This window comes from Anaerotignum neopropionicum (assembly GCF_001571775.1).
In the GTDB taxonomy this organism is placed as follows: domain Bacteria; phylum Bacillota; class Clostridia; order Lachnospirales; family Anaerotignaceae; genus Chakrabartyella; species Chakrabartyella neopropionicum.
In genome coordinates this window covers 39,174-60,323 of the sequence record NZ_LRVM01000012.1, presented here as the reverse complement: position 1 = coordinate 60,323, position 21,150 = coordinate 39,174, and the positions used below count along the sequence as shown (strand labels likewise).

Sequence of the window (21,150 nt, the reverse complement as noted above, 5' to 3'; positions counted from 1 at the left end):
ACGGGAAACACATTTCATACAATTTCCATAACTCCAGATGATTGATGGATCGCTTATATTTTACATGAATTTTTAATCAATTTCAATAAAAAAATTTAAAAACTTAAAACTTTTTTGTACGTTATATTGTTCAATAACAAAAAATGAATTGTTAAATGAAGTATTATATCTAAAAAACGAGAAAAAACTAAGTATTTTTACGAAATTTGTAACAAGAGAGGCATGTGTCTTTGTGACGAGGACAAGGTGCTGTTTGGTCGAACAGTTTTTTTAGCAGCTAAAAAAATTTACAGCTTAAGACGTTTTAAAAGGGTGACGATGATATCGACACCCTTAAATGAAGGAAGCTTTTCCTTGTTAATATGGAATAAAACCTAATAATATTAAGAAAGGTTTGAGTAACAAAGAGTTTGACTTGCAGCATTCAAAGCTGCCCCCACAAATCCGAACTTTTACTGAAATCAAGTGCTGATTGTACATTTTGCAAGTGGAAAAAATTCATAGCCGGAATAGAATGACATTATTTTGGTAAGGACTGGTCAAAAAGCTTGTAATATTGCCAAGAGCGCATCTTTGCAATAATGTCTTTTTGCTCATCTGTTCCTGATTCTGAATAATTGCCGTTGGCATCAACAAAAATTGTGTTTGTACTTGCAGGAAGAAGCAGGCGCGCTTCGTTAACATAGTCAAAAAGGGGAGATACACCCTCCATGCCCAAAAGCTGAGTTAGAAGTGCTCCCAGATACTGGGCATTTATAATTCCGGATTCTGGAAGCTTTGTTGTCGTAGTTGTTTTCACAAAAGCCCTTTGCTCCTTTGCAGCATTGTTTTGCCAGATAAGAAAGGGGGTTTCATACAAGGCAAGACGTTCTTCCAATGTGCCGTTGGGACCAATGGGGTAATCTAGAAGGGGAAAGAAATCCATGCCGTTAGAAAAACCGGGAAGATGATCCCCAAAGTATACAATGACAATGGGCTCTGTGCTTGCCTGGGCATAGTCCCTTAAGCGCCCTAATTCCCGATCGCCGTCGGTAACGCCCTTAAAATACTGTGTGAGTAAATCTTTTTCCGAATCTGACAAGGGTATATTTGTGTCAAAATTTTGAGGCTGGGGGCCATAGCGATTATCGAAGGGCCCGTGGTTTTGTATGGTTACAGTAAAAGAAAACAGCGGGGTATCTTTTGTTTTTATATGTGTATCCAAGAGTTCCAGAATTTTATCCATAGTTGCTGTTTCGTTAATGTATCCGCCAATTCCCTGTGTGGTCAAATCAAAGGAATCTTCTAAAAAATAGCAGGTTTCAAAGCCCAAATGGGGATAGACATTTTGACGATTATAAAACCATTCGTAGCCGGGATGAATGGCTTGGGTTTCATAACCCATTTGCGCCAAACGCCGAGGCAGTGCATCAAAAGGTTGACGAATAAAATTATAGGACGGCAGAGGATTGTTCAAATATCTGGTGGAGCAGGCCGTCAGTACATCATACTCGGTGTTTGAGGTGCCGCCGCCAAAGCCAGGAACTACAATTTTGCCGCTGACGGCATTTTCACTTTCTGCCATCTCCTTAAAGTTTTGCAGTGGATCACCATAGTTTGTGAAATCCAAATTTGGATTGTCACTTAAATCAGAGAAAGCCTCTCCCATAATCATTACAATATGAGGGCGATTCTCTGTGGAATTCATTCGTTCCTCTTTTTCCAGCTGATCAAACATGGCTTTATTATAGCCTTCGGGTGCAGTTACCCTGGTGATATTGAATTGATGACAAAAAGAATAAATAAGCCCCTTTGAGTTATATTGATTTACCTCAAAATAAGGGTTTTCGATTACAGGATAATGATCGTATAATTGTGTATTTGAATACAATAAAGCGTTTGCACTGTAGCCAATTAAAATTAAAACAAGGCATCCCATTAGCTGTGTTTTATGCGTAGGCTTTTTGTTCATAGAAAAGCAAAAAGATATAATCACAGCTGCCAACAGCGCAATCAGCAATAATGCAACCGGAAACAATTGGGCAGGTGGAAATGTTTTTGCCACGGTAAAGGCTTCCTTTGCCAAAGTGAAATCGGAGGGGAGCAGCGGCTCTTGACGCATGGTTGTTTTTACCTTATCTACAAAAGCAAACAAAACAAAAAACGCAGTTGTCAAGGTTATGGAAAAAAGAATCTTTCTCGATAAAAAATATAGAAGACCCATAAATAGAAATACAGGTAAAATATTTAAAAAAAGCAGGGTGGGATTTTGTAAAATATTTAGCGCCAATAAGTATAAATGTTCAGATGTGATTAAGAACACTAAGCCTGTTACAATAATGGATACTGCGGCAAAAAGTGGCCACAAATAGTACTTTTTAAGAACACAAACCAGCGCATTTCCCCTTTTTCGTAAATTTGCTTCTGACATAAGTCTACCTCCAAAAAATAAATTTCAATGTTTGCATTATACGAGTTTTTAACAAAAAAGTAAAGAAAACGAGAATTAAGGGTTCATTATATTAAGAAAAATGTAGAATTTTCTTGGCATAAATTATGTATAATAAATATACTGGCAAAAATGGCATTATAGTAAAATTTTGGTTTTCTTTATTTTTATTCATAGGAATGATAACAATTGCTTTATTCAGTTAGCCTTCCATTAAAGCTTTTAATTTAAAGTTTAACCTTAATAATATTAAAAAATTTTAGAAAAAAATAAGTTGTTTCACAGCTACCTTTTGAGAATACGATTTTTTGTCTAAAAAAAGACGCTAAGGTGTAAAAAGTTCAGAGTTTTATTTAAAATATCATGAATTTTTAAAAGAACTGTTTTTTTATTGTCAGTTTTTGCTTGATTTGGTATAATAAATAAGTTGTAAAAGTGTCAGCCAAACTGACGAATGGGGAGAAACGAAGGATGCGCAGAAAAAGAATAGACTACGAGTATAGAGATCGGCGCGATGAGATTCGTGTGGATGGGGAGGCGGTTCGTCGCAGACAAAAACGCGATGAGAGGCAAATGCCTGGGAAAAGGGCGGTTCCAACTGAGTATAAAAATGGTCCTGCCAGAGCACCCCAAGGAAAACGAAACGATAGACGCAGGCGATTGGCACGAAAAAGAAGGATACAAGGAGTTTTTCTGGTTTTTGGTATCTTTTTGTTATTGGTGGGAGCATATGGTGCTTCAAAAGCTTTCGTTGCCTTCCAAAAATGGGAAGGAAAGGCGGAAAAGGAAACCTTTCAGGTTTCGGCAGCCGCTCCGGAAAAAATAGAAGATGAGATTATTAATTTGGCGATTCTGGGTACGGATGAGGATGGCTTTCGCGCAGATGTAAATATGATTGCCAGCTTTAATACCACAACAAAGTCCCTTAGCCTAATTGCAGTTCCAAGGGACACGAGGGTGATTATGACCAGCGAGATGACTTCTTTTTTAGAAGGGAAAGGTCGAACAATCCCCAAAAGAAACGGCGTTTATGGAGAGTGCAAGCTGACAGAGCTTCACGCTTATGCAGGGGAAGGAAACCGCAGTTCCTTTTCCGTTAAGATGCTGGAGGAGATTTTGGGCATAAAAATGGATTACTATATTAAAGTGGACTTATCCGCGTTTCGTGACATTGTGGATGCAATTGGTGGGGTTGATATAGAAGTGCAGGACAGGCTGTATTACGTTGACCCTTATCAGGATCTTTATATTGACCTATACCCTGGCTTTCAGCACTTGGATGGGAAAAAGGCAGAACAGCTAGTTCGTTTCCGAGAGGACTATGCGCAGAGGGATTTAAAACGGATTCAGGTTCAACAGGAATTTATGCGGGTATTTTTGGAAAAGATTTGTAGTACGCAGTCAATACTCAAAAATATGAATAGCTTAATTGAAGTTGCTTTGGATAAAACGGAAAGTAATATTACTTTGACTGAAGCATTGAAATATGTGAAGTATTTAAAGGAGATTGATCCGGCAAAAATGACAGCGGTTACTATTCCCGGTGAGGGTGGTGCATATTTTGATATGGATGAAGAAGGAACAAAAGCGTTGATTGATCAGTTAATTTATGGTATTGAATCCGCACAGACAGAGCAAAATATGGTAGAATAAATAAAATAGATGGGTGAGAAGATGGACAAAAAAAGAAGAAGGTCTGCACAACCGACAGAGAAAAACAGTTCAAAGAAAAAAGGATTTCATCCAATAAAGGTGTTCTTTAAAATTGTTTTAACAATTGTGTTGGTGTTTGTTATGCTGGCTGGTGGTGCTTGCTTTGCATATTACAAAACAACAGGGAAAACACCCTTTGCAAATGATGGTGTGACAAGCATCAATGGGTCGGATACAAGCTTTTTAGATGCTTTCTTAAAACGAAATATCAAGTTGAACGTTGCCGTATTTGGTGTGGACAAGGACGGAACCAGAACGGACGTAATTTTTGTGGTTCATTATGATAGTGCTGCACAAAGCATTAGCTTGGTTTCCTTACCAAGAGATACCAGAGTTTCTTTGGCGGATAAGGTGAAGGAAAATATAAAAGCAGAAGGGCGATCTTATAGCCAGGTTACAAAGCTAAATTCGGTACACGCATATAGCGGAAATAAAATTGGCTGCCAAAATACGGTGCTGCAAATTGAAGACCTTTTGGGGATCAAAATTGACCACTATGTAAAAATAGACTTGGAAGCTTTCCGTGCCATCGTGGATGCTATTGGTGGCGTTGATATGTATGTACCTCAGGATATGTACAAGGATATGCGTGATACGGGAGATCCGCTAATCAATTTGAAAGAAGGGGATCAGCATCTGGACGGAGAAAAGGCGGAACAGCTGGTTCGGTTTCGTGGTTATGCTGAGGGTGACGTAGGAAGAATTGAGGTACAGCAGATATTTTTGAAGGCTTTGGCGGATAAAGTTTTAAGCACAGAAACGATTTTAAAGAATCTTCCTGATTTAATTTCTGTAATGTATAAATATATAGAAACGGATGTTTCCTTACCAGATGCTTTAAAATATGTGAATTATATTGACAAAGTGGATATGAGCAAGATTTCCATGGAAACCTTGCCGGGTGTTGGCCAATATGTTGGCGATGTATCCTATTTTTTACATGATGCGGAAGCAACGGGAGAGATGGTTGAACGGGTGTTTTACAGTGTTGCCCCTGAGGAATCCCAGGAGGGAACAACAGCGGACAGCAAGTCCCTTCTTATTGAGGTTACTAATGGAGGCAATATTAACGGCTTGGCGGCGCAATACAGCAAAAAGCTGGAGGATTCCGGGTATCGGGTAGCTTCTCCTTCCAATTACAGCGGACAGCAAAACACCTATACAAGAATTCAGGTGAAAAATAAGGGTGTTGGCTCGGATTTAATTGCTTTCTTTACCGATGCGAAGGTTGAGGTTGCACCGAAAGAGATAGGAAGCGATATAGATATACGAATTATATTGGGGACAAAGGAACAATAAGGAAACGAAAAAAGGAGGGGCAGTAAACATGGATGAAATCATGATTATCGGTATAGCCGGTGGGACAGGAAGCGGAAAAACAACCTTGACCAACAGGCTAAAGGAACGCTTTGGTAAAGATGTAACGGTTGTGTACCATGATAATTATTATAAAAGGCACAATGAAATGTCCTACGAAGAGCGCAGCCTTCTGAATTATGATCATCCCGATGCTTTTGAAACCGACCTTATGATTGAGCACATTAAAAAATTAAAACAGGGCATTGCAATTGAAACCCCAATTTATGACTTTGCTGTGCATAATCGTTCCAACCAAACCTCCATGGTGTACCCAACAAGGGTAATCGTGGTGGAAGGGATTTTGATTTTCCAAAATGAGATTTTACGCAATTTATTGGATATTAAAATATTTGTTGATACCGATGCGGATGTTCGAATTTTACGTCGTATTTTACGGGATGTGAAGGAACGGGGCAGAAGCTTGGAATCGGTAGTAACCCAATATCTTACGACGGTAAAGCCTATGCATGAGCAATTTGTGGAACCAAGCAAGCGCGCTTCGGATATTATTGTGCTGGAGGGCGGCAATAACGTAGTTGCACTGGATATGATTATTCAAAGGATACATAACCATGTATGCGGAATGAGGGTTTAAGACGATGGACTATTTGCAAATATTAAAAAAATCTATTGGTACAGGTATCTTTTGTACAGTAATTTACCATGGAACCTTTTTGGTGATGGGGCGGCCGGTGGCAGTAAGAAGTGTAATCGTTTTTTTGGTGGTTTTTATTTTACTTTATTCTCTTTGGCTCTTTTTGGCTTCCATGGGCAGAAGGAAATAGCGTTGAAGGCAATTGTTATTTATGGGGAGACGGGCGAAACAATTTATGAGTAGCTTTGAAACAAAAAATGTCCTTTGGGAAAGGATGGGAGGTTACCTTCATAAATAATTTTCCGTGAAGAGAATAGAAAAATAATGATACCGTTGTGCTAATAAAATAAAACGAGAAAATAGAAAAAAATAGGACAATAATAAAAGGGTGACTTCATTTTACTGAGGTCACCCTTTTTAATGGGTTTATAATGACTAGTGATGCGTCATCTGCTCCTTTTCCTACGAAGTTTGCTGCAAACCAAGGCTGACTAATAGGCTTTGGTTCACCCGCTGCATCATTTCTGCATCCAGGCGACAAACTTTTTCCTTTAATCTTTGCTTATCAATGGTACGAATTTGTTCCAACAGAATAACAGAATCTTTCGGCAATTCATACTTCGTGGCGGATAAGGGAATATGTGTTGGCAGCTTTGCCTTGTTCATTTGGGATGTAATGGCGGCGCAAATGACGGTGGGGCTATATTTATTGCCTACATCGTTTTGTATAATTAATACAGGGCGGATTCCCCCCTGCTCACTGCCCACAACCGGGCTTAGATCTGCAAAAAAAATATCTCCTCTTCTAACGATCATAGGCTCACGCTCCGCTAAATAATTCATCAGGCAGCAGCGTCAAAAAATATATGTAATGTAAAAATTTGGCTCCTGTCCTGATTACTATCATTATTGCCACGAAATTGGGCCTTTATTCTTCTATCTTGAAAAGATCTTCCTGAAATTCGGGATTATAAATAAACTCGCCAAAATCCAGACGATATCTTTCGTTGCCATCAGTATCATACAGGACAAACCTTTTGGGTAAAAAGGTTTCACGGTCTACCCAGAGTTTTTCTGTGGCCAAATTGCTGTCTGTACCAGGAATAACTGCCTCTAAAACAATACATTTAGATTCATCCAAGGCGGACGCCTCCACGCCGACTCCCTCAGACTGCATATAGTTTTTGATAAACTGTCCTAAAAATAACTCATTCCGGTGCTGAGATTCAGGAACATCCTTAATCAGCTTGCTGTCCAGCCTTGGGTTATACTGGCAAATTCTTTTTCCATCAAAAATTGTGTAGTTTCCGGCCACATTTTCCGGAGAAGTAAGCTCCAAGCGATATTCCCCCGTGGATTTTGCGTATTGCTTGGTCTCATATGTGGTTTCGCCTTTGTTAGAGGTGCGGGTAAGGGTAGCTGTACAATAGTACCCTTCCATTTCAGCTAATTGTTTTTGTATTGTCTCAAGCTCTGATAAAGGCTCTTCTTTTTTACACCCACTTAGACCAAAAAGAAGAAACAGACTTAGACAAATGCAGATTGCTTTTTTCATAAATAAAACCTCCTAGTATAATCTTTATTATTTTATGAAGTGGACAAAATTTCTATGAGAAGAAGGATATGGCAAAAAACAAAAGAAGCTTTTTTTGAAATTTAGAAAGCATTTTTATGATTGAAAGGCTTAAAAATATCTTGAAAAAGTTATGATTTTTCCTAAGGGAGAATGTTGAAAAAAATAATAGAACAAAGAGATTTCCGCTTTTTGGAAATATTCTATTAGAACTGGAAAATGAAGGTTGATGATTATTACAGATATATTAAATTTTTGGGTTTTAGAAGAAATTAAGGCAAAAAGATGCTAAAATGTAATTCGCTAGTAGGTATGAAACGTCTTTTTTGGCAGAATAAGCGGATAAATTTGGGAACAAAAGCCAAGAAAGGACGTCCGAATAGAAGGACAGTTATTGAGAATAGAGGAGAATGATAATGAAGTATCAAATTATAAAAACAAAAAGATTAATGGGCCTCCTATTGGCCGCAGTACTGACTTTTTCCGCACCTGCGGCATGGGCCTTTGGTGCAACTACATATTACGATCAAAAAATGGAGCAGACTGTAACCAGAGGTGTTACCTATGAAAAAAGCAGCCGAATGACGGATGCGGGAATTCAAAATTTATATGTTTTAAAGGTGGATTTAACTGAAAGCACCTTGGAATTTAAGGAAGTGGAAAGTACTATTGAATATGGCTTAAAAGAAACTGCAAAAAAGATGCTAACGGATAATGGTGCCATTGCAGGCGTAAATGCGGACTTTTTTGGGATGACAGGAGAGTATTCCGCATCCTTTGGGCCTGTTGTGAAGGATGGAGAAGTGGTTTCGGCGGGGACTTCTTTAAATCATGATCAGGATCAATATGCAGCTTTCTTCATGGATGAGGACGATAATCCCTTCTTTGATTATTTTAAAATGACTGCAACCTTTGGGAATAGTGCAAAAGCAATTGAGCTTGCATCTATCAATAAGGTAACCTCCATGGTTTTCCCAATTTATTTTGACAGACAGGCTGCGCGAACAACGGCGGACTTGGATAAACGGTTTTCTGAACTTATAAAATTTGTGGTGGAGGATGACCAGATTACTTATATTTCACAGCCAGGAGAAAACGTAGCTGTTCCTGAGGATGGGTATTTGATTGTCATGAGTAAGGATTATCGTACCAATGCAGCAAATGTGTTTCAAGTAGGCGATGAGATTACGCTGAACATCAATAGCTCCGTTGATTTGGACGATATGGAAATCGGCTTTGGCGGCGGCGGCAAGTTGCTCATCAACGGCACAGAGGCGCCGGCAACCTCCATTGTAGCAACGGGGCGTCAGCCAAGAACGGCGTTTGGTCTTTCTCAAGACGGAAAAACAGCTATTTTTATGGTTGTGGACGGCCGCGGTGACAGCATCGGTGCAACCCATAGTGAGATGGGGGCTTATATGAGGGAATATGGCGCATATAATGCCATGCATTTAGATGGGGGTGGTTCCTCTACAATGGTGACAAAAACCGTTGAGGATACTCAGCTGGTTGTGAAAAACGTTGTATCCGACGGGTCGGAGAGAAAAATCATGAGTGCGGTAGGTATTTTCCAGAATGCCGAAAAAGGGGAAGTTGAGAAAATTGCAATTGCCCCCGCAATGAAGCGCACCCTTCCCAATAAAATAATGACCTTTACGGTTTATGGGCTGGACGAATATTATAACCGTATTGAAATTCCTGCCAGTCAGGTTACTATGCAGGCAATTGGCGTTGATGGAACATGGAACGGCTACGATTTCACCCCGTCCGCTAGCGGCACCTTTGCAGTTACAGCAACTTATAACGAACTAAGCGCTTCTGCAACGGGCATGGTTTCTGGGGTAACAAGCAGATTAAAGCCCTCCGCAGACATTAAGCTTACGAAAGCCGGAGAAACGGCAACCATTGCAATGCAGGTAGTTGACACAGATGGGTTTAGTCATTGGGTATCCACTACCACAGCCTATGAAGTGGCAGATCCATCCATCGGAACAATGAAGGCAAATGTTTTTACGGCGGTAAAAGAGGGCGCTACCTATATAAAATGCACCAGAGATGGGCAAACTGCCTATATTGCAGTAACTGTTGGAAATGGCAAAACGGTGACAGCGCCTCAGGCGACCAATGCAGCCGATCCATTGCAAAAGAAGGTAACAAAAGCCGCTGATGGAGCATATTACTTGAATATTATCGGCACTGTTCATTATAGCGGGGATGGCAAAATTGATGAAAATACTTATGCCGATGTGAGAACGAAGGCAAGAAATACCGTAGATTCCAACGCAGAGGTAGCAATTTATGGCGGCACCAGTGACATTAAAACGGCGCCCAAGTTGGATACCCTAAGCTGGACAGGAGGCTATCGATTCTTAAACAGAGGGGACACAAGCCTCGCCATGGTTTCTGCGGCAAGCGGTGGCGTTCGTGCTACAAGTGTTGCCCAGTACGCAAGCTTGACGAGAGATTTGGATGCAGCAGACAACGATACCATTATCATTGTTATGGATAAAACCCCCGGAGATTTTACATCTGCGGCAGAAACTGCATATTTCCGTGCGATTTTAAGTAAATACGTTTCTCAGGGTAAAGCTGTTTTTGTAGTTTCTTGCAGCGGCGTTGGTCAGTGGACAGCTGTGAAGGATGGCGTTCGCTATATCAATCTTCCTGATCTTTGGAAGACGGATGGCAGCGTGAATGGCAACTTCAGCATGTTAAAACTGCGTATTCAGGGCGAGGATGTTACCTATGAGGTAACAAAGGTATAAGTTTTTTTAAAATTATAGTGTTTTATTGTAAATTCGGGTAAAATAAGGTAATATTAGATGGGTGGAGATACAACTCTACCCATCTTGTGTGTCTGCAAAAGATTTGGCTTCCAAAAAGGAAGGCATTTGACGGGAGAACAATTATGTCACAAAAGGGCAACCAGGCAGTGAAGGCTGTCAGCTTCATGATGATGATTACACTAACAGGAAAGGTTCTCGGCTTGGTTCGAGAACAATTTCTTGCTGCAAACTATGGCTTGGGAATGGAAGCGTCGGCATTTATGGTTGCCAGCCGAATTCCCAGGACTTTTTTTGATGCGGTTTTTGCATCGGCGATTTCGGCAAGCTTCATTCCTATTTTTAACGAATATCTGAAAAAAAAGGGGAAGGACGAAGCCTTTTTACTGGCCAACCGTTTTATTACGCTCATAGCGACGGTGACGGTGATTATGATGTTTTTGGGAATGGTGTTTTCAAAGGAATTTGTATGGCTTTTTGCAAATGGCTTTGATGCCAATACGGCTGAATTAAGTGCGTCCCTTTCTCGTTTGCTGTTCCCCACCATTTTATTTACAGCCATTGCCTTTTCCTTTGTGGGAATTTTGCAGTCGTTGGATGAATTTAATATTCCGGCGGCAATTAGTGTGGCTTCCAATGCAATCATTATACTTTATTTTATATTTTTCAATGAAAAGTTTGGAATTTACGGTTTAACCTCAGCCTTTCTCATTGGCTGGGCAATGCAGGCTTTTATTCAAATCCCTTCTCTGCAAAGAAAGGGCTATTGGTACAGACCGAATTTTCACTTCCGTGATGCGGGATTGAAAAAAATTGGGCGGCTGATGCTCCCTGTTATGATTAGTACGTGGGTGCAGCCCATTAATTTTATGATAAATTGCCGTTTTGCTTCTCAGCTGCATGCAGGCAAGCAGGGCGTGGCCGCTTTGGAATATGCCAATAATTTATACACGATTATTGTAGGTGTTTTTGTTTTGGCAATTGCCAATTTAATTTTCCCAAGGCTCTCCCGCATTTCCGGAGAGGAGGATCGCCTTGAGTTTGGAACGACAGTAAAGGTGACACTGCGTTCCATGATGTTTTTATTGGTGCCTATGATGGTAGGCATGATGGCATTAAGCAGACCTTTGGTGGCACTCATTTATGAAAGAGGGGATTTTGGGGCTGATGGAACGCTTTTGACCTCAACAGCGCTGTTCTTTTTCTCTTTGGGTGTATTGGGGTATGGTGTGCAAACAATTTTAAGCAGGGCGTTTTATGCAAATCAAGATGGAAAAACTCCGTTTTATTCTGGAATTGTTTCTGTGGTGACCAATGCAGTGTTATGCGGTTTATTGATAGAGCCCATGGGGCTTGGCGGTTTAGCCTTGTCTGCCGCGGTTTCTTCCTTGGTATCCGCAGCGGTGCTTATGGGGCCGGCGGTGAAGCGCTATCCTGAAATCATAGATAAAAAGCTAATCATTAGTATTGGAAAGATGGCAATTTGCGCCGCCGTTATGCTGCTTTTTGTATTGGGAAGTTTTCGTATTTTGGAACCCCGGATGGGAACGGGTCTTTTGGGTCGAATTGTTGTATTAGGGATTCCAACAGGAATTGGCGTTGTTGCCTATATGGCGCTTGCCTTCCTTCTGGGTATTGAAGAAGCTAAAATAGTTTTTTCTGCCATTGCAAAGCTGAAAAACTTGGGAACGCGTATGAATGCTGTGGATGAAACAGGCAAAAAGATGAGAAAGCAGAGGGGGTATATTCGTATGCTTCATGGAATTTCTTGGTGGCTAGAGGATAGCTTTTGCTTTAGAGTTTTGGAAAAGATTATTACAACCATTGTGCGTATTTGGATGGGAAGCCTAACCTATGCCTGCTATCGTGTAATTTGCCATGGGGTGGGCAATGCTTTTTATCAAAGTGGTATTTTGGGATTTTTAAGACGAAACTGGGATGGGGCTTTGAAGGTTTGGCATGGCATTTTTCCAAGAACCTGGCACAGGCTGACCATACTTTCGTCAAAGGCAGTAAAGGAAAGGCGTAATCCCCTTGCAGGAGCAATGGCAGAAAGCTTTGTTCTGCGAGTTTTCAATCAAAACTTCATTATTTTGTGCTTGTGTGCCATTGTGTTTGCCATTCCCATTTTGCCTACCATGCTTTTGGCGTTGCTGTGTCTTGGTACCCTAGGGCTTTATGCCGTGAACCTTTTTATGGGACGAATACGGGTGCAGAGGACAAGCCTGGTTAGCGTTTTTATGGGGCTTTTTGGCATTTGTTTTATTTATGGAAGCTTTACCAGCTATCATTTTCCCAAGGCATTGCAGGTTATGGCCATTTTCTTGGTGTTTATGTCAATGTTTTTTGTTGCCAAGGATTGCATTGATACGGAGGAAAAGCTTGACTTTGTAATTTTTGTGCTGATTTCCACGGGCGTTTTGATTGCCCTTTATGCTGTTTATCAATACATTGTAGGTGTTGAAATGGATGCCGCCTGGGTAGATGCGGAGAGCTTCAATATTCGAACCCGTGCCTATGGAACGTTTAATAACCCCAATGTTTTAGGGGAATACTTAATTATCATTGGCTCTTTGGCGGCGGGGATGCTCTGGAAGGTGCGCAATTGGTTTGGCAGGCTTTTTTATGCAGGATGCTTTGGTGCCATTTGCTTGGGGCTTTTGGCTACAAATTCACGGGGGGCAATGCTGGGATTAATGTTTTCAGCGGGGCTGTTCGTGCTTTTGGCGGAACGCAGATTGATTCCCTTGGGAATAGCCGCAATTGGGGCCATGCCTTTTGTGTTGCCGGCTTCTCTTTGGGCAAGATTGGTAAGCTCCTTAACCATGAATGATTCCTCATCCTTGTATCGGCTCTCCATTTATCGGGCTGGGTTTGATATGATTCAGCATTATTGGGCAACAGGCATTGGCGTGGATGCCTTCAACCAGATTTATCCTCTGTTTTCCTATGAGGCGGCGAATGCATACCATGTGCATAATTTATTCCTGCAGGAATTTATTGAATTGGGATTTTATGGATTTGCTATTTTGCTATTTTTGTTAATTTTCTTCTTTCAAAAGCTGTACAGTGCAATGAATAAAGCTCCAAGACGCTTTCATATGCTTTTGGCGGCGTTCTTTGGCGGTTTTGCAGGGCTATTATTGCAAGGAATGACAGATCATATTTGGTTTGACTATAGTATCGTGTTGCTATTTTGGTGCTTTATTGGAATCGGTATGGCAAGCGTAAGGGTAGGTGAAAAGCAGTGGCAGAAGGAAAAATAAAGGTGTTTCATGTTTTGACGGACCGTAACATTGGCGGTGCCGGGAGATGGCTGCTTAATTATTTGAAGCATCATGATCGGGAAACGTTTGACGTTTGGGTGGTTTTGCCAAGCGACAGCGCTTTGTATCCTGAGGTAACGGCACTTGATGTAGCGGTTATACCTATGAAGGATATGGAGGATAAGTCCTTTGATAAAAAGGCAGGCAAGGCACTGAGAAAATTATTTCAAGAGGAAAAACCCGATATTGTTCACACTCATGCCAGCTTAACGGCAAGAATGGCGGCAAAAAAAGCCGGTGTTGGTAAAATTATTAATACGAAACATTGTATGGAGACTGCCCCCGGAGGATTGCCTAAAAAAATTGTAAGACGAATGCTGAATAAGCGCTACAGCGACATCATCATAGCCGTAAGCAAGGCGGTGAAGCGCAGTATGGTGGCAGGTGGAACGGACTACCGACAGATAGTAACCATTTATAACGGAATTGATGCTATTGAACCTGTTTCGCCGGAGGAAAGGGCGGAAATCCTTGCATCCTACGGCGGTAATCCGCTGAAAAAAGCAGTGGGCATTGTGGCAAGGCTGGAGGAGGTCAAAGACCATGAAACCTTTTTAACAGCAGCCAAGGAAGTGTTACAGCAACGACAGGATATTATGTTTTATGTGATTGGTGATGGCAGTCTAAGAGCCTCCTTGGAAGAACGGGCTATAGCATTGGATATTTATGACCATGTGATTTTTACCGGGTTTGTAACAAACGTGGAAAAAATAGAGGCGGCTTTGGACTTAAACGTGATTACTTCAAAGCACGAGGCCCTCTGCCTTTCAGTAATTGAATCCATGAGTGCTGGTATTCCTGCTGTAGGAACAGACAGTGGTGGTGTGAATGAGGTAATTTGCCATGAAAAAAATGGGTATCTTGTGCCCGTAGGCGATGCAAAGGCGTTGGCGGAGCGAATTTTAGAGGTGTTAGCCTATGAAGGAGAATACCGACTGCTGGCGGAAAATGCGAAAATTTGGGCAAGAGAACATTTTACTGCACAAAAAATGACGTCAAGGATTGAGCGGCTTTATTTGGAGGAAAGAAAATGAAGAAAAGTAGAAAACTATTTGGGATATTCAATATTGTGGATATCATATTAATCTTTCTGGTTATAGCAGCAGGCGTGATTGGCGTTAAGCTGTTTATGCACGGCGGTCCAGGGGGAAGTGCTGCGACGAAAACCTATTCCTATGTTGTTCAGGGACGACAGGTTTTGGAGGAAACCGCCGGTGTCCCTGTAATTGGGGAAAAGGTTTACAACAGCTCAACCGCTGCATATTTGGGGGTTGTGAAGAAGGTAACATCTGAGCCTTATAATGAAGTTATTTACAGCAAAGAAATTGGTGCATATCAAAAATTACCGGTGGAGGGATATAGCGATGTATTGCTGACGATTGAAGGCAGCGGCACAGAAACCGAAAAGGATATTACGGTGGAGGGCACTACGGTAAAGGTTGGCTTAGAGTTAAACGTAAAGGGCAAAGGATATGCCTTCCAGGGCATCGTTGTTGAAGTAAGGGATGGTGAATAGGGATGGCCAAAAGAAGACCGAATATCGTAGATTTTCTGATTATTTTGACTTTAGTGGCAGTGGTTGTTTTGGCGATTTTGAAGCTGGGTGTGGTAAATCGTGTGGAATCCTCGGGGACAGACGAGGCGGCAATTAGAACCACCTATACCGCCTTTGTGGATAAGGTGCGTATGCCAACGGTAAATGCACTGCATGAAGGGGATTTGATTTTTGATGAAAAGACAGGAATTTGTATCGGTGAAATTAAAGGTGTGGAGTATGAGCCTTTGTTTTACAATTTGCCTGACGGAACAGGTGGCATGGTGCGGGCGCAATATCCTGACTATTATAGAGTAACAATGACAATTGAAGGTTCTTTGGTGGATAAAGAGGACGGATACTTTGTGGATGGTGTGGTAGAGTTAAAGGTCAATTCTGAAATGAATGTCTTTACAAAGTATGCCAAGCCTACAATAAAAGTTTCAAATATTGAAATGTGACAGGCGGGATGGGTATGAAGTATAAAGTGTTAATGGCCTTAATGGGGTTGGAAATCGGCGGAGCAGAAACCCATGTGGTGGAGCTTTCAAAGGAATTAAAAAAGCAGGGCTTTGATATTGTGGTGGCATCCAACGGTGGCGTGTACGAAAAAGAGCTGGCGGAGATGGGGATTAAGCATTACAAGGTGCCTATGAACCAGCGAAACGTATTAAAAATGATAAGATCTTATTTTTTGCTGAAAAAAATAATTCGCAAGGAAAAGATTGATATTGTACATTCCCACGCAAGAATTCCTGGCTTTATTTGCGGTCTGCTGTTTAAGAGAATAAAGTTTACGTTTGTAACATCTGCCCATTGGGTTTTTTACACCGGTATGGGTTTGAAATATCTTACAAATTGGGGACAGAAGGTTGTTGCCGTAAGCGAGGATATTCGCAGATATTTAATTGAAAATTATCGCGTACGCAATGAGGATATTTTTGTAACCATAAACGGCATTGATACGGATAAATTTTCACCTGATACGGACGGTGGTAAAATTCGTGCTGAATTCGCCTTGAAAACGGAGGAGCCTACGCTGGTTTATGTCAGCCGCATGGATGAAAGCCGTGCTTTGGTGGCAAGACAATTGATTGCCCTTGCGCCGGCGCTTGCAAAGGCAATTCCGGGGTTAAGAATGATTATTGTTGGCGGCGGTGATGTTTACGACGAGCTTTTTGAAAGAAGCAAAGGGGTAAATAAGCAAATTGGTAGAAATTGCATTGCCATGACTGGTGCCAGAACAGATATTAATGAGCTGGTTGCTGTGGCGGATGTGTTTGTGGGGGTCAGTCGTGCGGCACTGGAGGCAATGGCTGGGGAAAAAACAACGATTGTTGCCGGAAATGAAGGCTACATTGGCATTTTTGGACGAGAGAAGTTAGAGCTTGCCCAGGAAAATAATTTCTGCTGCCGCGGCTGTGAATTATCCACGGAAAAGCAGCTGTATCAGGATGTGGTTTATGCCTTTAACCAAATGACGGTGGAACAACGTCAACAGGCGGGTGCTTATGGCCGAGAAGTTATTTTTCAATATTATTCCGTAACAAAAATGGCCTTGGATTGCGTGAAGGCATACGATACGGCTTGGAAGGAACTGCACAATCCCCAGTATCATGTGGTTATGAGTGGCTATTATGGCTTTAACAATACGGGCGATGAGGCAATTATGATTTCCATGCATAAAAATATACAGGAAATGGGAGATAACTACCATATTACCGTGCTTTCCAATAATCCTGTGGGTACAAGGGAAAAATATGGGATTGAAGCGGTATATCGTTTTGGCTTTTGGGAGGTAATGCGAGCAATCAGAGGGTGCGATGTGCTTTTAAGCGGCGGCGGCTCTTTATTGCAAGACAGTACCAGTACACGCTCTTTGCTGTACTATCTTTCCATTACCGTTGCGGCGAAGCTGATGGGCAAAAGGGTTATGCTTTATGCAAATGGGATTGGCCCGGTTTCAGGAAAAAGAAACCGACGCTTGGTAAAGCAGGTTGTGAATCGTGCGGATTTAATTACCCTCAGAGAAGAAAATTCCTATGAAGAATTGCTTTCCATGGGCGTGAATTCCCAAAAATGCTTTGTAACGGCGGACCCTGTATTTACAATGGATTGCATCTGCAAAGAGGATGCGCGAGCGCTTTTAAAAACAGAAGGAATTCCTTTGGAGAAACCCTTGGTCGTGGTTTCTGTTAGGAACTGGAAGGAAATGGATCGGTTTATTGACCGTTTTGCAATGCTCTGCGACACCATTGTTGAAAAATACGATAGAACCATTGTTTTTTTGTCTATGCAGATGCCCAATGATATTACGGTGAGCGAAAAAGTGCGCAAGAAAATGAAGCAGAATGCATATATTTTGCGAAACAACTATTCTCCCTATGAAATCATGGGAGTCATTAGTCTGGCAGACTTTATTTTAAGCATGCGATTGCATACATTAATTTTTGCGGCACGGCAAAAGGTGCCTCTCATTGGGTTTATTTATGACCCCAAAATTGAATATTATTTGGAAAAGCTGGAAATGCCCAGCGGAGGAAAGCTAAAAGAATTTGATATGGGGAAAACCTTAGAAATGGTGGATGATATTATCCATAACAGGGGAAAATATATTCAAATTTTAGAGGAAAAAGAAGCTTTGTTGGAAGGACAGGCACACCAGAATGAAAACTATCTGGCAAAGCTTTTGCAGCGTGGAAGAGGGCGATAATAATGAGAAAAATTACACAGGTCTTAAATGTACCCTTTGATGCGGTAACCATGAAAGAGGCTGTGGTAATGGTGAAGCTGCTTTTGGAAACGGGTGGGCAGCATTTTATCTGTACACCAAATCCGGAAATTGTCATGGAGGCACAAAAGGATAAGGAGCTTATGTCCGTTTTACGGGAAGCGGATATGGTAGTACCTGATGGAATTGGCGTGGTTTGGGCATCAAAATACAGCTCTATTCGACTGAAGGAGCGTGTTGCGGGGTATGATTTGACACAAAATCTTTTTGCAGAACTAGCAAAAACAGAGAAAACCTTTTACTTTTTTGGCGGTGCACCGGGCGTTGCTACGGAGGCAGCCAGAAGAATGCAGCGGAAATATCCGGGGCTTAAAATTGTAGGGGTGCACAATGGATATTTTGATGCGAAGGAAGAAAAATTGATCATTCGTGACATAAAAAAGCTATCTCCGTCCATACTGTTAGTAGGACTGGGAGCGCCAAAGCAGGAAAAATGGATTTATGATAATATGCGTCTTTTGGGGGCGAAGGTTTCCATCGGCGTAGGCGGCAGCTTTGATGTAATGGCGGGAAATGTAAAACGGGCGCCAAAGCCGTTTCAGAAGTTTGGTTTGGAATGGTTTTATCGCTTGTTGACGCAGCCTACAAGATGGCGCAGGATGATGCGTTTACCTATTTTTGCTTTCACGGTCCTGAAAACGAGGAAGCGGAGATAATGATATGTATGAAAAGAGAATAGAGGATTTGGTTTTAAATATTTGTGGCACATTATTGATGGGTGTTGGGATTCAATGTTTTTTGGAGCCTGCCCGCTTGGTTGCGGGAGGGGTAACGGGCATTGGCATTATGCTGAGCGCTGTTACTTCAGCACAGTTTGGTATTCCCACCCCACTTTGGCTTGTGAATGTGGCTTTAAACTTTCCTCTTTTTCTTGCGGCGTGGAAGATACAGGGAGGTCGATTTGTTGGAAAAACAATTGTGACCTCTCTTTTGTTTTCTTTTATGCTTTTTTTGGTGCAAGAGATTAATTTTTATTCAGGCGATTTAATCATTTCCTCGGTATATGGCGGAGCTTTGGTAGGGTTTGGTCTTGGGTTGGTTTTGCGTTCGGGAGCAACAACGGGCGGGGTTGATTTGGCGGCATATTTAATGCAGAAAAAATGGCACAGGTCGTCTATCTCCAAAAAAATATTCGTTATGGATGCAGTGGTTATTTTTTCGGGAATGCTTATGTTTGGCAGCATGAACGGTTTATATGCAATCCTTTCTGTTTTCATTACCGAAAGATGCACCAGATGGGTTTTGGAAGGGGGAGCTGCCCTCAGAGGAGCAATTGTGATTTCTGACAAAGCCCAAGAAATTAGCCAGGTGTTAAATCTTCGGCTAGAAAGAAACGCAGCTGTATTTTGCACAAATACAGCTATGAATTCCCTGGAGAAGGAGATGCTTTTTTGTGTTTTTTCTCAAAAAGAAATCCAAGGGGCAAAAAGCATTATCATGAATATTGACAGAAAAGCTATTTTCTTACTTACGGATATTCGGGAAGTTTTAGGAGAAGAAATCATTCCAAAGTAAAAAGTACCATGGATTTTATACTGTATTGTATTTGATTTAGTACAAAAAAAGTGTTGTGTGGTACAGTTTATATAAAATAATGGGATTATTTTTATATAAAATTTATTTAGAAAGAGATTTTGTATGTTTTTTTTGCAAATTCTCTTTCTTTTTTTGTGATTTTATTATAAAATATGTTTAGGCTATTTTATCAATAGACAAAGAGGTTACTTTTCGTCATATTTTACAGGCTTCCGGGCAAATTAAGGATGACTGGTTTTTAAGATAAAGAGGCATAAAAATACTAGTTTGAGGTGAGCGCGCTATGATTTCCAATCAGATTTTGCAAAGTACAATTGATGGTTTAAAAAACATCACACGCAAAGAATTAAGTGTAGTTGAAAAAGAAGGGAAAGTAATCGCCACAACAGAAGAAAACATGATAGGCCGCCAGATTGATGCGGTTGAGAATTTTATTAGTTCTCCTGCTGAAAGCCAGCTGATTTTGGGGTATCAATATTTCAAAATTTACGACAATGGTGTGCCCGAGTATGTGATTCAGGTGAAGGGAGAGGACGAGGCTGGGTACCAGATTGGGAAGATTGCCGCTTTCCAGATTCAAAGCTTGCTGGTTGCTTACAAAGAAAGATATGATAAGGATAACTTTATTAAGAATTTGTTGCTTGACAATTTGCTCCTGGTAGATATTTACAGCCGTGCGAAAAAGCTACATATCGAAAATAATGTTCATCGTATCGTTTATTTGATTGAAACAAATATCGATAAGGAAATGAATGTTGTTGAGATAGTAAGAAGCGTTTTCCCTGCAAAAACAAAGGATTTTGTTACAGCCGTTGATGAGCATAGCATTATTTTGGTCAAAGAATTAAAAGAGAAAGAAACCTCCGATGACATTGACCGTATTGCAAAGAGCATAGAGGAAACCTTAAATACGGAAACCAATAGCCGTGTTTATATTTCCAGCGGTACAGCTGTAGCTGACTTAAAAGATGTTTCTCGTTCCTACAAAGAAGCAAAGATGGCTTTGGAGGTTGGAAAGATTTTTGAAACGGATAAATTTATTGTAAATTATGAAAAACTGGGAATTGGCCGTCTGATTTATCAGTTGCCTTTGCCTCTTTGCCGTATGTTCATTAAGGAAGTACTCCATGGCTTGACAATGGATGATTTTGATGATGAAACCTTGGCAACCGTCAATAAATTCTTTGAAAATAACTTGAATGTTTCCGAAACAAGCCGACAGCTGTATATTCATAGAAATACTTTGGTTTACAGATTGGATAAGCTTCAGAAGATGACAGGCTTGGATTTGAGGAATTTTGATGATGCAATTATTTTCAAGATCACCCTGATGGTAAGCAAATATATGATTTATATGGATAAAATGGCTTACTGAGCATAACAAAGCATTCCATCTAGAATTAGAAATTTGTTTGAATAAATTAAAAGCAGGTATTTTTCCACAGTGTTTGCGAGGGAAAATACCTGCTTTTTTGGGGAAAAGCCTACGCTGGAAGGGCGGAAGAAGGCCTA

At 41.0% G+C, this 21,150-nt stretch carries 16 protein-coding genes; 13 read left to right on the top strand and 3 right to left on the bottom strand.

Annotation, left to right across the window (positions count from 1 at the left end):
- Positions 1-520 precede the first annotated feature (520 nt).
- Entirely contained in the window at positions 521-2,410 is a 1,890-nt protein-coding gene (locus CLNEO_RS13565; protein WP_066090217.1) for an LTA synthase family protein, read from the bottom strand.
- Between the two features lie 489 nt (positions 2,411-2,899).
- On the opposite strand from CLNEO_RS13565, the gene CLNEO_RS13560 reads away from it, so the two are divergent.
- The 4 genes from CLNEO_RS13560 to CLNEO_RS13545 are packed head-to-tail and all read left to right on the top strand — an operon-like array spanning position 2,900 to position 6,285.
- Positions 2,900-4,081, top strand: coding sequence for an LCP family protein (locus CLNEO_RS13560; protein ID WP_066090214.1), 1,182 nt, complete (start codon positions 2,900-2,902; stop codon positions 4,079-4,081).
- Between the two features lie 21 nt (positions 4,082-4,102).
- Positions 4,103-5,440: an LCP family protein gene (locus tag CLNEO_RS13555; RefSeq protein ID WP_066090211.1), complete on the top strand. Its 1,338-nt coding sequence runs from the start codon at positions 4,103-4,105 to the stop codon at positions 5,438-5,440.
- A 28-nt stretch (positions 5,441-5,468) separates the two neighbouring features.
- Positions 5,469-6,095, top strand: a complete 627-nt coding sequence (gene udk / locus CLNEO_RS13550; RefSeq protein ID WP_066090208.1) for a uridine kinase — start codon at positions 5,469-5,471, stop codon at positions 6,093-6,095.
- Positions 6,096-6,099: 4 nt separating this feature from the next.
- Positions 6,100-6,285 (top strand): hypothetical protein, encoded by a 186-nt coding sequence (locus CLNEO_RS13545; protein WP_066090205.1) that lies wholly within the window; start codon positions 6,100-6,102, stop codon positions 6,283-6,285.
- 272 nt (positions 6,286-6,557) lie between these two features.
- On the opposite strand, the gene CLNEO_RS13540 is transcribed toward CLNEO_RS13545, so the two are convergent.
- Together CLNEO_RS13540 and CLNEO_RS13535 are read right to left on the bottom strand one after the other, a co-directional pair.
- A complete protein-coding gene (locus CLNEO_RS13540; RefSeq protein WP_066090202.1) occupies positions 6,558-6,911 on the bottom strand; it encodes a type II toxin-antitoxin system PemK/MazF family toxin in 354 nt (117 codons plus the stop codon).
- Positions 6,912-7,023: 112 nt separating this feature from the next.
- Entirely contained in the window at positions 7,024-7,650 is a 627-nt protein-coding gene (locus CLNEO_RS13535) for a LolA family protein (protein WP_066090199.1), read from the bottom strand.
- 434 nt (positions 7,651-8,084) lie between these two features.
- On the opposite strand from CLNEO_RS13535, the gene CLNEO_RS13530 reads away from it, so the two are divergent.
- The 9 genes from CLNEO_RS13530 (at position 8,085) to CLNEO_RS13490 (ending at position 21,013) form a co-directional block, all read left to right on the top strand.
- The gene (locus CLNEO_RS13530; protein WP_066090196.1) at positions 8,085-10,433 is read left to right on the top strand and encodes a phosphodiester glycosidase family protein; all 2,349 of its coding nucleotides are present in this window, start codon (positions 8,085-8,087) and stop codon (positions 10,431-10,433) included.
- A 143-nt stretch (positions 10,434-10,576) separates the two neighbouring features.
- Positions 10,577-13,717, top strand: a complete 3,141-nt coding sequence (gene murJ / locus CLNEO_RS13525; protein WP_066090193.1) for a murein biosynthesis integral membrane protein MurJ — start codon at positions 10,577-10,579, stop codon at positions 13,715-13,717.
- Positions 13,699-14,811, top strand: coding sequence for a glycosyltransferase (locus tag CLNEO_RS13520; protein WP_083532037.1), 1,113 nt, complete (start codon positions 13,699-13,701; stop codon positions 14,809-14,811). Before murJ ends, CLNEO_RS13520 begins: the two co-directional genes overlap by 19 nt.
- The gene (locus CLNEO_RS13515) at positions 14,808-15,293 is read left to right on the top strand and encodes a DUF4330 domain-containing protein (protein WP_066090190.1); all 486 of its coding nucleotides are present in this window, start codon (positions 14,808-14,810) and stop codon (positions 15,291-15,293) included. The genes CLNEO_RS13520 and CLNEO_RS13515 overlap by 4 nt, the downstream gene beginning before the upstream one ends.
- Before the next feature lie 2 nt (positions 15,294-15,295).
- Positions 15,296-15,772, top strand: a complete 477-nt coding sequence (locus tag CLNEO_RS13510; RefSeq protein WP_066090187.1) for a DUF4330 domain-containing protein — start codon at positions 15,296-15,298, stop codon at positions 15,770-15,772.
- A 14-nt stretch (positions 15,773-15,786) separates the two neighbouring features.
- On the top strand, positions 15,787-18,024 hold the full coding sequence (gene csaB / locus CLNEO_RS15525; protein WP_162266479.1) for a polysaccharide pyruvyl transferase CsaB: 2,238 nt from the start codon (positions 15,787-15,789) through the stop codon (positions 18,022-18,024).
- 2 nt (positions 18,025-18,026) lie between these two features.
- Complete coding sequence (locus tag CLNEO_RS13500) at positions 18,027-18,758, top strand: WecB/TagA/CpsF family glycosyltransferase (protein ID WP_066090184.1); 732 nt, start codon at positions 18,027-18,029, stop codon at positions 18,756-18,758.
- A 4-nt stretch (positions 18,759-18,762) separates the two neighbouring features.
- A complete protein-coding gene (locus CLNEO_RS13495; RefSeq protein WP_066090181.1) occupies positions 18,763-19,617 on the top strand; it encodes a YitT family protein in 855 nt (284 codons plus the stop codon).
- 304 nt (positions 19,618-19,921) lie between these two features.
- Positions 19,922-21,013, top strand: coding sequence for a PucR family transcriptional regulator (locus CLNEO_RS13490; RefSeq protein ID WP_066090178.1), 1,092 nt, complete (start codon positions 19,922-19,924; stop codon positions 21,011-21,013).
- Positions 21,014-21,150 lie beyond the last annotated feature (137 nt).